This is a genomic window from Pradoshia sp. Z6_59 (assembly GCF_058267515.1).
Genome location: NZ_JBZCPP010000023.1, coordinates 1 through 15559, shown reverse-complemented (window position 1 = coordinate 15559; position 15559 = coordinate 1). Strand labels below are relative to the sequence as shown.

Genomic DNA, 15559 nt, shown 5'->3' with positions numbered 1-15559 from the left:
CTAGTGAACGAGGGGTGTCCTTATCATGAGTGGCCAACGCATTGTAAATTCTCTAGACAAAATCTTTACTTGGATTATGAGGTTAGCAGCCATTAATGCATTATGGTTTTTGTTTACACTGAAGGGCCTAATAATTTGCGGGATTTTTCCAGCTACACTATCGGCTTTAAAGATTTTCAGAAAATGGAGACTGGGCAATACAGATTTTCATATTTGGAATACATTTAAGCACGAATATCGCAAGGAATTTGCAAAATCTAACACAATAGGCTGGATACTGGCTATGGCAGGGATGATTCTATACCTTAATTATCTGGCCATTCAAAGTATGAGCAACGTCAATATTATTTTCCATGCGGCGTTTTATTTGCTAATTTTCTTCTATATCAATCTAGTCATATGGTCTTTCCCACAGTTAGCTCATTATGATGGGAAAATTACACACTTTTTCAGGAATGCTATCATTATTGGATTTGGGCGCATTCACTATACGATTGCTGTCATGGTTTACTTTTTTGCCGTGTTATATATTTCATTAAAATTCCCAGGCTTTCTTCCCTTTTTCACTATAAGTACTGCAGCTTTTGGATGGATATGGATATCTATGGATTTGTTTCAAAAAAATGATAAAAAAATGAATAACCAAATGATTACTGGAGAGGTGAGCTAAATGACTTTAAATATGAAAAAAGCCAAAATGACCCTCGATAAGTCATTTAAAATATCCGAGATTGACCCGAGGATATACGGCTCTTTTATCGAACAATTAGGCCGCGCCGTGTATGGCGGCATTTATGATCCTTCAAATGCCACGGCTGATGAGTATGGGTTTCGTCAGGATGTAATCGAACTGGTGAAAGAATTACAGGTACCTATTATTCGTTATCCTGGCGGCAATATGGTTTCAGCCTATAACTGGGAAGATGGAGTCGGCCCTAAAGATTTAAGACCTAAGCGATTGGAACTGGCTTGGAGATCCCTGGAGACGAATGAGGTTGGCACCAATGAATTTGCCACATGGGCTAAAAAAGTCAATGCCGAAGTTATGATGGCAGTGAATCTTGGAACACGAGGGATTGATGCTGCACGAAATTTAGTCGAGTATTGCAACCATCCGGGTGGAACGTATTGGAGCGACCTAAGAAGAGAGCACGGGTTCCAGGATCCACATCAGATAAAAGTATGGTGTTTAGGAAATGAAATGGATGGTCCTTGGCAAATTGGCATGAAGACCGCCTTTGAATACGGACACCTAGCTGCTGAAACGGCAAAAGCGATGAAACTAGTCGATCCCTCCATTGAATTAGTCAGCTGCGGAAGTTCAGGTTCAGGCATGGCAACATTCCCTGAATGGGAAGCTGAAACGCTTGATCATACATATGAATATGCTGATTATATTTCTCTCCATCAATATTATGGGAATGGAGAGAATGATACGGCAAACTATTTAGCTCGCACATTGGATATGGACAATTTTATTAAAACAGTTATCGCAACGTGTGATTATATAAAAGCTAAGAAACGCTCCAAGAAAACGATGTATTTAAGTTTTGATGAATGGAATGTATGGTTTCACTCCAATGACCAGGACAAGCAAGTCGAGCCTTGGTCCACGGCTCCTCCACTATTGGAGGATATCTATACGTTTGAAGATGCACTGCTTGTAGGCAGCATGCTCAATACGTTGCTAAAACATTCCGATCGAGTAAAAATAGCTTGCATGGCACAATTAGTGAATGTCATTGCGCCAATCATGACGGAGACAGGAGGCGGCATTTGGAAACAAACAATCTTCTATCCATACTATTATACTTCCGTATATGGACGAGGAGTTGCCCTTCATTCGATTGTTGATTCTCCAAAGTATGATAGCAAGGACTTTACAGATGTACCTTATTTGGACCAGTCTGTTGTTTACAACGAAGAAAATGAAGAATTAGTTATTTTTGCCGTCAACCGCAATCTGGACCATCCATTATTCGTCGATGTGGATATCCGCTCATTTGAAGGTTATCAACTTATTGAACATGTTGTGCTCCAGAATGAAAACCCTAAAGCAATTAATACAATAAGAAATGAGCAGGTAAAACCTCATACAAGCGATCAATCCTATATTAATGACGGCACTTTAGTAGCTGTACTGCCAAAGATGTCATGGAATATGATTCGTCTTCAGCTACAATATGCAGATTGACCAATAAGACAATAATAAAGGTCCAGATGGCGTAAAGTCCATCTGGACCTTTATTTGGTATGAGGATGTAGCTCACTTTCAATACATGGACAGCAGTTAACAATCTTTCATACTCCCTAAAGAGTTGGTACGACCTGAAAAATTTATTATATACATTATCTTTTAACATATCGTATCCTCTATCTAACACATATTGATGATTAATATGGACATAATCTTTAATCTCAATTGGTTCTATTGTTTCATACATTTGCTTTATTGTTATATTATTATTAGCTTCCTCAATGTCTTTTACTTTAATTAAATCATTTGCATATAAATGTAAAGAATCAGTAAAATGCCGCTGAAATTGAAATTTGAACCACTTATGGAAATCAAGAATATTCACTCCCGTACTATTCAATAGATTCCAGTAAAGAAACACAAACTATACAAATAAACACCAGATGTTTATTTTCCATCTGGTGTTGTTTAAAATATATTTTATTTCTCTAATTTGATTTATTTTTTTACTGCAGGTGGTCCAAATAATCCGCGCTGAAAATCTCGGAACGCCTCCCTGATTTCTTCCTGTGTATTCATTACAAATGGTCCACCAAGAGCTATTTCTTCCCGGATAGGAACGCCTGAATAAATCAATACTTTGGAACGAGATAATGCTTTTATTTTTAATTCACTTGAGTTAGAATCTGAGCCTTCCTCATTAAAGGATAGGGTAGCTGTCCCTGTTTTAGCTATCTTTGTCTTACTTTCTCCGTACTGCATCTCCCCTGCCAACATATACAAGAATGCATTATGATTTTCAGGCAAAACATGTGTGTATTCAGCCCCTTCACGGAGGCTGATTTCTGTCATCGTAATAGGAACCAGACTATTCATAGGTCCTGTTACCCCTGCAATATCACCTGAGTAAACTCGAATGTATCCCCCTTCAACGTTCACAACAGGAGCATCTTCTACATAGATGTTTTGATAACTTGTTTCTGTATGTTTCAAACTTTTGGGCAGATTCAGCCACAGCTGTAAGGTATGAATAAGATCATCGTCAAAAGCCTCTTCCGCATGCCTGGCTGCCCAACCGGCATTCATGTATTGGGCATCACCAGCATCCAAAATACTATACCCTCCAGCATTATCTATATGTTCAAGCCTTCCATCAATAACATACGTTATAGTTTGAAAGCCTCTGTGGGGATGGTCGGAGAAGGTTCCACGTTTAAACCAGTCTTCAGCCATTAGAATAAACGGGGAAAATTCCTCATTCCTCTCAGGATTTAAAACCATTCCTTGTTGAACATGAGGGTAACCATCTTTATTGTATTTTGGATACCAAAAATCTTTTACTTCTCTCTGAAATGTTGATTCATTAGACATTTCAATACCTCCTCTTGGACTTTTAAACATATGAATAAATTCATTTTCGTGCAGCTTTAACTACTTTACTTAATTTCTACTGAGTTTCTTTTTAGCTCTTATTAGGAACTTTCCAATTAAATGTTCAGGCTGTTCCCCCCATAGCATAAATTGGAATTCCTCAAAGAAGTCATCAACGATCATTTCAATATTCCCTACAGTTTCTTTTGAAAGGCATTTGGTTCTTGATTTAAAACCCTTTGAACGATCCCTTGTATTCTGTGATTGTTTCTTCACCATATACTTTTACTGTAAACTCTTCTTTTATTTCGTAATCCAGTAACTATTTCCCTTGTTGATATCCCACTATCTTACCATTAACATATTACCATAATATTCCGATTCATCATTGGAAAATAACAGATAATCCCTATTTAAATTAGTGAGTACTCAACCACCGTCCCATACTTACCCTACCATTTGAAATTACTAGTTTCATACGTTTGTTACAGAGGCTCTATTGATTTCATGAATAGGGCTTTATTTTTTTCTAATGATGAAATAAAAATAGACCCTACATGTGTAGGGTCTATCTATTAGCTGTTATTAAGCTTTTTGAACGTTTGTAGCTTGTGGGCCACGTTGTCCTTGTTCTACTTCAAAAGTAACACTTTGACCTTCGTCTAAAGATTTGAAGCCTTCGCTTTGGATTGCTGAGAAATGTACGAATACGTCTTCTCCGCCTTCACGTTCGATAAATCCAAAACCTTTATCTGCATTAAACCATTTCACTTTACCTTGTTCCATAATTGTTGCCTCCTAGTGTGTTTCCACACAATGTATTACTATCCTTGCTCAAAAACCTTAGACGAAAATCAAAATCGCTTCTCAATCTGAAAACGAACAAAAATAATTCTTCTTTAGAATAACATACATATCTTATAATAGCAAATTATTAGACTTTTACCCTCCAATAACCCACGTACATTGTCACTTATCTACTTCAAAAGATACTATACTTAATTGAACATATCAAAAAACTGCATTAGTATTCTGAAACATATTCCTTTAATGAAGGTAACATATCACTTTGAATTTTATTTTACAGTCAAAAAACCTTTATAAAAGTAAAACAAGGTAAATCATTAGATTTACCCTGCCCTCTTTATTCTTATACTGGTAAGCTTAAATCATTTTCTTTAATCTTACCTTTTTTCTTTAATAGATAATAAGTGCCATATGCAATACCTGCAGGTAATATTATATAAGTAATCAACATCGCTGGAATGATATATCCCAGATTATTTGTAGTTAATAGTTGAATAGGAGCCACAAATGAACTTAAACCCATACCTGCAATTTCTTTGGGAGCTTCTATACTAAATACTAAAGCTGACACCGGACCTGCAACGGCACTTGCTAATAATGTCGGTAGCAGGATATATGGATTCTTTGTTATATTGGGCAATTGTACTTTTGGCGTACAAATCCCTTGAGCTAGTATACCTCCCAACTGATTTTCTTTTGCTGAGATAACAGAAAATCCAACAAAGTGAGCAGCACAACCTGCTAGGGCGGCTCCACCTGCGATACCTGACAATTCAAGTGCTATAGCTAATGCGACGGAGGATGCTGGAGATACTAGGAATAATCCCCAAACTACTGCCAAAACGATTGAAGCGATCAAAGGACTACCGGCTGTTGATGTTTTAATAAACGCACCAACGGATGTTAAAATAGGTGCTATTACTGTTGAAAGCTGTATTCCAACAAATCCAGAGATTAATATGGTTGCAAATGGAACTAACATCATATCAAGCGGTGTTTTGCCGCTCAATCTTTTTCCAATAAAGGTTGCTAATGTTGCGGTTATTAAAGCACCAATAGGTTCTCCTGATTTAATCAACATACCCGCCTCGGTAATACTAATAGCGCCTGCTCCCAATGCTGCTGCTATAGCTGCAGAGAAAACCACTAACCCATTCGCACCTAACATAATTGCAATACCTACCCCGATTGCTGGTGCCATTAACCCTGTAGCTATTGAGCCAATTTCAATCATCCATGCCAAATCCAAAATGGAACCTATATTTTTTATTAATAGTCCGATACCCAGCGTAACGAAAATACCTTGTGCAATACCAGTTGAAGCATTAAATATTCTAGGCATTATATATTCTTTTTTCATCTGTCATTCCTCCTGTTGTTAAAAGCCAATGCTTCTCATGTATTCACGTAGTATTTCATTCGATTGATCAAATTTTTCTTTTTCTGTGCTAGTTAGGTTTAACTCAACTACTTCTTTAATACCTTCTCTTGTAATGATAGAAGGCACTCCAGTACAGATATCTTTATATCCATATTCGCCATCAAGAATAGTAGAAAGTGCGACAATTTTATGAGAATCATTAAATATTTCTTTAGTGATAGATGCCAGAGCTGATCCGATACCGTAGTAGGTGGTTCCTTTTCTTTCTAGTATCTCAAACCCTACTCTTTTCACTTTTTGCAATAATAAACCTAAATCGATTTCCCCAATTTCTTCTTTTCCTTCTTCTAAAATTTGTAGAAGTGGTTTCCCCCCAACAGTCATGTGGGACCAAGCGGCAAATTGAGAGTCTCCATGTTCACCCATTGTATAACCATTAATACTTCTTGGATCAACATGTAAAATTTCAGATAAATAATTTTTCAATCTTGAAGAGTCTAATGAAGTTCCAGTACCAATTACTCTATTTCTCGGAAGACCAGATAATTTCCATACCATATAGGTCATAATATCAACTGGATTGGATGCTATCAAAAAGATACCGTCAAACCCACTTTCCATTACTTCCGAAACAATAGACTTCATAATCCCTGCACTGATTTCCAATGTATCTAGTCGTGTCTGACCTTTTTTAGGAGGAGGGCCAGCAGTTATGATAACGATATCTGCATCTTCGCAATCAGAGTAGGAACCCGCAGTAATTTTCGTTCGGCTTGGCAAAAAGTCGATGCAGTGTAATAAATCCCAAACTTCGCCCTTTGCTCTTTCATGGTTAATGTCAATCATAATTAATTCATCGCATATTCCTTGATTAATTAAACTATAGGCTGCACTTGAGCCAACCAAACCAGTTCCTACCATTGCTACTTTTTTTAGATTTCTCAAATTACTCACTCCTCTAAGATGTGAACTATGTGAATTATTTCACATAACATATTATCAATATAGCTTCTTATATTTTCATAGTCAAGAAAATTGTGGTATTTTTCACTAAATATACATTTATTACATTTAAAAAGTTAACTTTACTTTTTTTGAATATACTTGAATTGGAAATTAAACTATGGATGGCACTTTTGCTTTTTTTGTATATCCCTTTAATGAGTTTAAGGGATATAAACCGATATTCATTTGCTTCTTCAAAAATTATTCTTGGAAAAAGTGACCCCCAATCAACTTAAAGTAAAGGAGTAAAAAAAAGAACCTCATTACCTTAATGAGGATTCTTCCTGAATGAAATTTCATTTAATTATTTACTTTAGCTATATTACATACCAGTCAATCTTTCTTTTACACCTGTTTCTCCAATGCACTTTTAGCAAGTAAGGTCAACGTTGAATCATCCATAGGAGGATTATGCAGACCAGCTCGAACATCACGATAATATCTTTGCATTGGATTTTTCCGTTGCAGGCTTTGTGCACCGACTATTCGCATGGCCGTATCGACAATCGAGATTGCTTGATTGGTTATTGCTGTTTTAACAGCTGCCAATTCAGGGCCCATTTGTTCACGTTTTTCAGGATATTGCTCCCATCTTTGAGCAACAGAATATAAAAAGCTCCTTGACTGCATCAGTTCAAGCTCCATTTGTCCAATCTTTGCCTGAATATGCGGCAGTTCAGAGATTGTGCCCTTTAGACTGTTTGGAGAATACGTTTTTGCAAACTGAATCGCATAGTTACGTGCTCCCAGTGCAATGCCGATATAACATGCAGGTATATGTAAAAGCCAGCCTGATGCTTTTCTAGCAGATGCTCTTTCCACAAAATCTTCCTCATGAAGCACTACATTTTCCATAAGTAAATCATGGCTGCCAGTCCCCTGCATGGAAATCATATCCCAAGTTTCCTCAATACTTACACCGCTCTGGTTTTTGTATACTTTAAACCAACCAATCGTTTCCTCGTCAGGAATCCAGGCACTGACAAGAAAAATATCCAAAGCCGGAGCCAGTGATGTGTACGTTTTTCTTCCGTTAAGGATCCATTTATCTCCGTCTCTAAGAGCAATTGTCTCTGGCCTGCCTCCCCTTGTTGGGCTCCCTGTCGCCGGTTCGGAAGCGGCACGGTTAACCAAAGCTCCATCAGCGATTTCTTTAAATAGTTTCTTTTTATTTTCTTCTGTCCATGTTTGATTTTCTAAGAGCTCTAGGATCACCATATTATGCCACCCAATTGCAAGTGATGTTGAACCGCAATGCTGGGCGATGATCTCCTGGCCAAGCAAAAAAGTCGTTAACCCTTCCCCTGCTCCTCCAAATTCCTGTGGCAAGGTTAAGGTTGTATACTTTATTTTTTTCAAATCGGCAATATTCTCAGCTGGGAATGTGCGTTCCTCGTCATATTTTTGTGCTCTTACAGAAAACTCTTTTGCTACGTCTTTTAATTGCTGCAAAATAGTTTCTTGTTGCTTTGTTAAATATTCCTCCATGTTGCCAGCTCCCTTATCAAAAAAACTATTCTGGGTTGAATAGTATGGTTTATATGTTTATCATATCACTTTGCAACTTCTATACCCATTGCCAAACTATAATTATTCCCTTTTCCCTGAGCAAAACGTCTACACAAAAAATCTTAACGTGCATTAACTAATTATAAAGAGAGGGGAGACTACAATTGAGTAAAGAAAGTGATAAAGATTTTTTTGATTATGCTTCTGATCTGATTGGTGAACAAGTCCAGGTTATTACAGTTGAAGGTTCATTTTACGGGGAGCTAAAGGCATTAAAGAGCGACTTTTTGCTGCTGCTGACTACTAATAGAGGTCAAACCAGTATTATAGCCATTCGTTTCAAGAAAATAATTGGCATTTCAAGAAACCTATACACGGAAAGAAGACGGCCACTATTTTTCGGTCAACAATGGAACCAAGAGCATGATCATCAAAACAACCAGCATGATGATCATGAAGAACTTCATCATGAACATACGGCAGACAATGATCATGATGAGCATAATTTTCATGATGAAAAGTAATTTAGAAGAAATAAGGACTCTGCTTTTACCTCAGAGAGTCCTTCCTTTGTTTTACTAATTGCTTTAGAGCAGATTTTAAATCCGGATAGATAAATGAGTATCCTGCTTCGGTTAATTTTTTGGGTAACACCTTTTGCCCTTGCAGTATTAGCATACTCATTTCTCCAAGAGCTGTCTTCATGAAAATAGATGGAATGGTCGTCCAATGCGGTTTATTAAGTACCTCACCCAAGGTTTTACCGAAATCCTTCATTCTCATTGGATTCGGAGCAGTAAAATTAACCGGGCCATTTATTTGGTTGTTTCGGATACAGAATAAAATTGCATTTGCTACGTCCTCAACATGAATCCACGAATACCATTGTCGGCCTGAACCTAAATTACCTCCGACAAATAGCTTATAGGGCAAATTCAACTTTGGAAAAGCCCCTTCTTTGGCACCAAGAATGAGGCCAAAACGGGCAAATACGACTCGTATCCCAAAATCCGCCAACTTTTGTGCACCCTGTTCCCACTGAACAACGGTTTCCGCTAAAAAATTGTCACCTGCTTGCTCCCAGTCCTCATGATAGGTTTGTTCTAGAGATGGCTCATAATAACCAATAGCACTTGCATTGATTAAAATGCGAGGTTTATGGTCAAGTTTTTCTATTATCCTATAGATCTCATTTGTTGCATTTATACGGCTATTTAAAATTTGCTTTTTTCTTTTCTCCGTCCAACGACCAGAATTCAGGGATGTGCCAGCTAGATTAACAATAGCTTCAACCCCGTCCAATTCCTCTTCTGGTTTACTAGATTCATTAAGCCATTTAACTGGTTTAACAGTTGACTTTGTCAGCTTATTTTTATTACGGGTCAAAATAAAAACCTCGTGACCTTCCCTGACTAATAATGCAGCAAGTTCCTTCCCAACAAAACCGCTACCTCCAGCAATCGCTATCTTCATCCTCCGCACCCCATTCATTTGCCACTATCAAAAAGACTTTTAATCTAAATTTGCTTACTTTTCTACTTCCCTCAATTGAAAAACATGTAAACATCATAATAATCACAACGCAGTATTCTTTCTATAAGTCTTCCTTTCCTAAATAATAAGGTTCCAGTATTTTTTCCTCAATGCCATTATCTGAAATTTCAACTCTATAGGCTGCGGCGTTCGGTCTGGAGCTCACTGCTTTAATCAGTTCTCCATTTACATAATGAAGCCCTACCCCATCATCAGCAGCAGTACCTGGATTTAGTAATTCATTTTTAACCATTTGTAGATATGTCGGTCTTCTATTCATTTCACCGTCATAGTGAGGGGAATGACTCCCCTTTAATATCCCCAATGCCTTTATTGGTTCAAGAGTATCTCCAAATGAATCGGTCAATCCTTCCTCATACCAGCAAATCGCACCTGCGCTTATACCGCACAATAGGATTCCTTGGTCATAAGCAGTTTTAAGTATTCGATCCAATCCCCACTCTTTCCAGAGAATTAATAAGTTCTTCGTATTACCTCCACCTACATAGATAATATCCTGTTCGAGTATGTAATCCTGCAAATTTTTGGTAGGTGGCTTAAATAATGATAAGTGAGTTGGTTCACACTCCTGCTCATTAAAAAAGGTATAAAACCTTTGTATATACCCGTCCGCATCCCCGCTGGCAGTTGGAACAAAGCATATTTTCGGCCTACTTACAGCAGCCTGTTTTAAAATATATCGATCCAATAACGGATTATCCGGTTCCATTGAGAAACCTCCGCCTCCTAAGGCAATAATCTGTCGCATAGCTCAATTCTCCCTTATTTTTGACGAGAAAAAACTTAATTTCAAAGAAACGTTTTATTTGATGTTAGTTAACAGTGTTTATAATGAACAAATGCAAAAAAAAGCCATACTCAAGGCTTCTTTAAAACTTCAGTACTATTGATTTACCATCATCCTTAGAAAGAATCGTTACTTGTTTTTGTACAGAGCGATTTTTTTCTAAATAGACATCATATGTACCAGGTTCTATTGTCAACTCATATTCACCTTTACTATTAGTTTGGACCTTTAAGGGCTTCTTCTCATGACTCTTAGTGTTTTTCTTAATCAAAATATCAGTCTCTCCAAGTGCATGACCGGATGGATTCAAAAGTATAAATTTTATTTGAACATTTCTACTGATACCTTCATCCGAGGAATCAGCGGCTTGTTTAGTATACGTCTGATTTAAATCGACATCATGATCACTAAAAGAATAGAAAATGGCATACAGATAAATCGAAAATACGATTACTGCATAAAATATGAGTTTAACTTTCGCCATCATATTCACATCTGATCGCCCCTTCATTCCCTTTAAAAAGTAATCACGAGCCTGTCTACTACATTATATTTCCATCTTCAAGGTATCATTCCCTTCCCGTAATTTAAATTTCTTACGAAAACACTAATAAGTGGCTCTTTCCTTATTAACCATTGCTCCCGTTTGTTTAAGAAATATATGATTATCAATTCTTACTACCCATCATCAGGAGGGTAATTATCGTTCAAATGGCAAAGGTTGAGTTCCGTCGACATCGGTAAAGTCATATTTTCTCGCTAGTTCAGCCACCATTACTGTGTCTCCAGAAAACTTAGATACCGTGGTGTCTGATGCCAATGCCACAACTGCACGACCTACATACGCCATCGGTGTCGATCGTTTCATGTCTGAAGCACGTGCAATTACGAACCTAATTGGCAACGGCGTGGCAACTGTTGTAGTTTCCAAGTCAGAAAAAGAATTCAATGCTGATTTTGTGCCTGATGAACAAGCAAAGAGGTATGATGCCAATTCTCCTGCAGACAATCTTTAAAACAAAGAGAAAGACAAGCCGTGCCTCCATCTGACGGCTTGTCTTTCTTTTTAAATCCTTTTTCTAATTTTCCATTCATATACGGATGGTCAACCTGTGATACTTATTATTTTCCATTTTCAATTGATCTTCATCCAAACCTGATGAGAAGATAGCTGTATAAAGAAAAGACCGCCAGTCTGGCAATAACGGGTTCTAAGTTGGAGGAGGAAACGTATAGTAACAGAGCTTTTGTCATATCAATTAGCACCCTTATTAGAAATACAATTGACACAAAAACCGCCAGAGAAACTTTGACGGTTTTTCTTTTCTTATTAAACTAAAGCCCACGTTAGTTTAAGTACGTTTCTTCACAAACTAGAACTACACTTCCATTTAGTAAAGGAATGCTCCCCCTATACTTCCATAAGAAACTTTCTTTATTCCGCTAAACTGCTCCGTTTGTCAGCTGGTAGTTAGCTGAAATGTTCGGAATTAACCGTATGTAAAAAGGGAGATTCTCCTTTTTACATTTTCAATGTTCTGTGCCATTTTCAGTATAAGATTCTAAAATAATTTCCCCATCAGTTTTGTAGTAAAAGTAAGTTTTATTATCATCTTTTATTTTTATACTAACCATAAAATTTTTGTCCCCACTAAGATTGGAAATAAATGTTTCTCTATAAATAATATCATCTTTACTAAGGTTCTTTTCTTCTATTAAATATTCTATTACATCATTTTCTAAACTATTTTTTTTAAAACTAATATAAAGAAATATACTACCAATTAAACTAACCAGAATTAATAAAGTAATCCCTAAATTCTTTAACCTCTTTAACTTCTTCATACAAAGCTCCCTTTCACAATAATAAATATCGTTTTTAACATCATCTATTTTCCTCTATTTTCTTGAATTCTTTCCTCTGATAGACCTTTTTCTCCATTTAGTCGGTACTTTTTCTATTGTTAATAAATGTCCATCTTCCAATAAGAGTTGATTAACATCAACAATTTCGTGCAATAGTATTTTTGATTTCTTCTCTACTTTTAGCTCCACTCTATTTGAATTTATTAAATTTGCTACTTGCACTACACAAACCTTATAAGGGGCGGTGTGATTATGGATATATTGTAGTAGCTCTCGCAATTCCCACTCTTCTCTAATACCATTATAAATTTCTAACTGAATTGGATAATCGAAACCTGGAATTATTTGAAATGCCGACTTTGTAAAATCAATAGAAGCATTGCCAAATTCCATTTCCTTGTCTGATGCTAAATAGTAGTAATACGTCATCTCGTATCCCTTCTTTTTATCTACTTTCATATCTCCCACTAATCTTCTTAATTGCAACTTTTATGGAAATTTCATTATTCTTACTAAGCTAACCTGCCCCGTTTCTACAATAAGGAATTTAACATAATCCCTCTAGAATCAGAGCCCCAAGAATAAATAGAACAGAATAAGTAACGCTAATCCAAGACAAATTATCGCTGCGGTTTTTGACTGTTTTGTAATACGTTTATCATCCATATGAAGGTTTTCAATAAATGAAAGAGTGAAGTAAAAACATAAAATAATGAATACAATTGAAACAATACCTAACCAACTATATATATCCATTTCCTAAATACCCCCTTGGAATCTTGCTCAACTAACCTGCCCCTTTAGTCTAATAAGAAAAGACCGTCATTTTGACAGCTTTAATCTTCTGATAAAACACCGATTGTTAATGAAAATCCTCTATGATTCTTTATAATCTTTTGGTTTTCTTATACTCAAATATCCTCCTAAAATTAAACCTAACGCTGATAAACCATAAATAACAGATTTACTATCAGTATGAATATCTAAGTTAGATGTAACCAAAGCCAATATAAGTGAAATCAATGTAAACAAATAAGATTTGGAATTCAATTTTTCATTCTCCCTTTCTAAAAAGAACTTACTATCACTTAAGTAATTTGACTAACCTGCCCCGTTTCTACCATAAGGAATTCAACACAAAAAGGCATTAATCCTCCTTGGATCAACGCCCCCGTTAATTTAAGTACAAACCTTTACATTGTTTTAGGTGAGAGACTGGAATTATTATAAGAAATCAACTGCGAAACAGGTTCTTTCTGGTTACAACTTAGTTGTTACTGTATTTGCTGGACTTCTTCTGTATTAAAATCAACTGTATATTTTTTTATAACTTTTTCGTTACCATTTACCGTTTCATACACTCTAATGAAATATTTTGTTCCCTCTTTTTTATAATAGTCAATGGTAAGTTTCTTCTTTTCTTCATTATTTAATTGGTTATATACAAGAACTTCCGCATCATCCTTAGATAATATGTTTTTTTCTTCTGCAATTTGGTCATCAAGCGTATATCCGCTTTCTATTTCACCGTTATTAGTGGTTGAACCGTTAGAACAAGCTAATAAAATAGTGGTCATAACAATCAATCCTAATAAAAGAATTAAACTTCTTTTCAAAAAATCACCCCTGATACTATTCTTTGTTAAAATTCTTAACTCTTATTAAACAAACCTGCCCCGTTTGTGGAATAACTAAAAAAAGAGCTAAACCACAGCCCTTGATATTGAAACGCAAACCTTACTTAATAATTCTCTAACTCACTATTTAAATCTCTTAATAACACATCGATCTCCACCATTACTGAGTCTTCATTGATTGGGAAAATGGATGGTTTAACTCTATCTTTCCTCATACCAACAAGCCAGTTCTCAATAAACTCATTTAAGTCAATTGGTTCAGCTTTGAAGTTATTCCACTCATTAACGGCACAGTATTCTGCAAATTCTTTTCTAGGAAAGAAAGGAATCAACATATTACCATCATCATCCTGTGCTGTTGCCCAACCATCGTCATATAAACCCCAGACTTCCTCATAATCAGCGACCTTTTTAATAAAATACTCATATCTTATATTTGGTGGCTGTTTAATTATCGAATCTAATTCTTTTTGGTTCATATTGATATCCTCCAGTTACTGCGTTTAACAAGGCTTTTACATATTCTCCAATACTGATAAAAACACCTTCTTAAGCTAACCTGCCCCTTTTCTACAATAAGGAATTCAACAAAAAAGAGCATTAATCCTCCTTGATCAATGCCCCCGATAGTTTAAGAAGTTCTTAATAGGAATGATAAATGTATTAATCATTGAGGTTATATAGACCCTTTACAAATTTAATAATTTCTTCTGATTGATTATTTAACTCTTCTAATAAAGGTATAAAAGTATCATAAGATTTAATTTCTTGTAGTTGTTTTCCATGCTTATTTATTAAATAGAACTTTTCGTCTTTAATCCCAATCCAATTACCCGTAGTAAAATCTTGACCAATAAGAAAAAATCGTCTAACGATATTTTTAGGACCTAGTTGATTTTGTTGAATAACATCATGACCAAGAAGCCATTTTTCCTTTTGTGAATAGCCTCTCCATAACCCTGTTGGCAACCCATCAAAGGATAAGAATCCCTTAGCCAGAACAAAACCATTACAGACCTTCACTAAATCTTTATAGCTATTTGGAAGTTGAATGTTGTACTTTTTTTCAACTTCTGCAATAAAATCATCACTTACAGGAGGCAAGATAGCATGAGCTACATTATCTGGAAATGCAATTTCTTTTCGTTCTTTCATCTCTTTTGAAAGATAAATAATGGTAATTCCACTTTTTTTAAAACCTTCAATTGGACCATTGTATTCTAATGCTTTTTCTAATAACCTTTTCAGACAAAAACCTCCCTGTAATGTAATAATGGTGTACCTATAACAAAATTATATCAAATAAGAATCAGCGATTATCTAACTGAAATAGAGTTTCGTCTTCAGCTAACCTGCCCCGTTACTTCCATAAGGAGTTTAACAGAAAAGGACATTAATCAACTTATTCATCTTCGTTCTTATCCTCCTTAGATAAAAAACACCAC

General features: G+C 35.9%; 20 protein-coding genes and 1 pseudogene. 4 read left to right on the top strand and 17 right to left on the bottom strand.

The genetic code is table 11. The features are described 5' to 3' along the window. The first annotated feature begins 25 nt into the window (after positions 1-25). Together AC4D4B_RS17305 and arfA are read left to right on the top strand one after the other, a co-directional pair. Positions 26-670: a YesL family protein gene (locus tag AC4D4B_RS17305; protein ID WP_491000618.1), complete on the top strand. Its 645-nt coding sequence runs from the start codon at positions 26-28 to the stop codon at positions 668-670. After that, on the top strand, positions 671-2194 hold the full coding sequence (gene arfA / locus AC4D4B_RS17300; RefSeq protein WP_491000617.1) for an arabinosylfuranosidase ArfA: 1524 nt from the start codon (positions 671-673) through the stop codon (positions 2192-2194). Here arfA and AC4D4B_RS17295 read toward each other — a convergent pair. From AC4D4B_RS17295 to AC4D4B_RS17265, 7 genes are all read right to left on the bottom strand, one after another. Next, positions 2115-2618, bottom strand: coding sequence for a hypothetical protein (locus tag AC4D4B_RS17295; RefSeq protein WP_491000616.1), 504 nt, complete (start codon positions 2616-2618; stop codon positions 2115-2117). The two genes, arfA and AC4D4B_RS17295, sit on opposite strands and share 80 nt — an antisense overlap. Before the next feature lie 77 nt (positions 2619-2695). After that, positions 2696-3568 carry a pirin family protein gene (locus tag AC4D4B_RS17290; RefSeq protein WP_491000615.1) on the bottom strand — a complete coding sequence of 291 codons (873 nt, stop codon included), beginning with the start codon at positions 3566-3568 and terminating at the stop codon, positions 2696-2698. A 69-nt stretch (positions 3569-3637) separates the two neighbouring features. Continuing rightward, the gene (locus tag AC4D4B_RS17285) at positions 3638-3844 is read right to left on the bottom strand and encodes a hypothetical protein (RefSeq protein ID WP_491000614.1); all 207 of its coding nucleotides are present in this window, start codon (positions 3842-3844) and stop codon (positions 3638-3640) included. 309 nt (positions 3845-4153) lie between these two features. Then, positions 4154-4354, bottom strand: coding sequence for a cold-shock protein (locus tag AC4D4B_RS17280; protein WP_050614125.1), 201 nt, complete (start codon positions 4352-4354; stop codon positions 4154-4156). Positions 4355-4718: 364 nt separating this feature from the next. Then, positions 4719-5735 carry a PTS sugar transporter subunit IIC gene (locus AC4D4B_RS17275; RefSeq protein ID WP_140461383.1) on the bottom strand — a complete coding sequence of 339 codons (1017 nt, stop codon included), beginning with the start codon at positions 5733-5735 and terminating at the stop codon, positions 4719-4721. A gap of 18 nt (positions 5736-5753) precedes the next feature. Beyond that, entirely contained in the window at positions 5754-6701 is a 948-nt protein-coding gene (locus tag AC4D4B_RS17270; RefSeq protein ID WP_491000613.1) for an L-lactate dehydrogenase, read from the bottom strand. A gap of 405 nt (positions 6702-7106) precedes the next feature. Further along, a complete protein-coding gene (locus AC4D4B_RS17265) occupies positions 7107-8249 on the bottom strand; it encodes an acyl-CoA dehydrogenase family protein (protein WP_490994675.1) in 1143 nt (380 codons plus the stop codon). 185 nt (positions 8250-8434) lie between these two features. Between AC4D4B_RS17265 and AC4D4B_RS17260 the strand changes: the two genes are divergently transcribed. Then, the gene (locus AC4D4B_RS17260; protein ID WP_491000612.1) at positions 8435-8794 is read left to right on the top strand and encodes a hypothetical protein; all 360 of its coding nucleotides are present in this window, start codon (positions 8435-8437) and stop codon (positions 8792-8794) included. A gap of 25 nt (positions 8795-8819) precedes the next feature. Here the strand turns inward: AC4D4B_RS17260 and AC4D4B_RS17255 are convergent, their stop codons facing one another. From AC4D4B_RS17255 to AC4D4B_RS17240, 4 genes are all read right to left on the bottom strand, one after another. Then, the gene (locus tag AC4D4B_RS17255) at positions 8820-9743 is read right to left on the bottom strand and encodes a TIGR01777 family oxidoreductase (RefSeq protein WP_490994677.1); all 924 of its coding nucleotides are present in this window, start codon (positions 9741-9743) and stop codon (positions 8820-8822) included. Positions 9744-9864: 121 nt separating this feature from the next. Beyond that, positions 9865-10572, bottom strand: coding sequence for a Type 1 glutamine amidotransferase-like domain-containing protein (locus AC4D4B_RS17250; protein WP_490994678.1), 708 nt, complete (start codon positions 10570-10572; stop codon positions 9865-9867). 121 nt (positions 10573-10693) lie between these two features. Further along, the gene (locus AC4D4B_RS17245) at positions 10694-11122 is read right to left on the bottom strand and encodes a hypothetical protein (RefSeq protein ID WP_491000611.1); all 429 of its coding nucleotides are present in this window, start codon (positions 11120-11122) and stop codon (positions 10694-10696) included. A gap of 189 nt (positions 11123-11311) precedes the next feature. Continuing rightward, positions 11312-11479 carry a hypothetical protein gene (locus AC4D4B_RS17240; protein WP_490994769.1) on the bottom strand — a complete coding sequence of 56 codons (168 nt, stop codon included), beginning with the start codon at positions 11477-11479 and terminating at the stop codon, positions 11312-11314. Here AC4D4B_RS17240 and AC4D4B_RS17235 point away from each other — a divergent pair. Beyond that, positions 11460-11627 (top strand): annotated as a pseudogene (locus AC4D4B_RS17235) (glutamate/aspartate:proton symporter GltP); the annotation flags it as partial. The gene AC4D4B_RS17240 and the pseudogene AC4D4B_RS17235 overlap by 20 nt on opposite strands. Before the next feature lie 514 nt (positions 11628-12141). On the opposite strand, the gene AC4D4B_RS17230 reads toward AC4D4B_RS17235, so the two are convergent. From AC4D4B_RS17230 to AC4D4B_RS17205, 6 genes are all read right to left on the bottom strand, one after another. Further along, positions 12142-12456 carry a hypothetical protein gene (locus tag AC4D4B_RS17230; RefSeq protein ID WP_491000610.1) on the bottom strand — a complete coding sequence of 105 codons (315 nt, stop codon included), beginning with the start codon at positions 12454-12456 and terminating at the stop codon, positions 12142-12144. 54 nt (positions 12457-12510) lie between these two features. Continuing rightward, entirely contained in the window at positions 12511-12963 is a 453-nt protein-coding gene (locus AC4D4B_RS17225) for a hypothetical protein (RefSeq protein ID WP_491000609.1), read from the bottom strand. A gap of 81 nt (positions 12964-13044) precedes the next feature. Continuing rightward, a complete protein-coding gene (locus tag AC4D4B_RS17220) occupies positions 13045-13233 on the bottom strand; it encodes a hypothetical protein (RefSeq protein ID WP_491000608.1) in 189 nt (62 codons plus the stop codon). Positions 13234-13751: 518 nt separating this feature from the next. Further along, positions 13752-14093, bottom strand: coding sequence for a hypothetical protein (locus AC4D4B_RS17215; RefSeq protein WP_491000607.1), 342 nt, complete (start codon positions 14091-14093; stop codon positions 13752-13754). A gap of 125 nt (positions 14094-14218) precedes the next feature. After that, positions 14219-14593 (bottom strand): DUF2750 domain-containing protein, encoded by a 375-nt coding sequence (locus AC4D4B_RS17210; RefSeq protein WP_491000606.1) that lies wholly within the window; start codon positions 14591-14593, stop codon positions 14219-14221. Positions 14594-14777: 184 nt separating this feature from the next. After that, entirely contained in the window at positions 14778-15269 is a 492-nt protein-coding gene (locus AC4D4B_RS17205; protein ID WP_491000605.1) for an SMI1/KNR4 family protein, read from the bottom strand. Between the last annotated feature and the right edge of the window lie 290 nt (positions 15270-15559).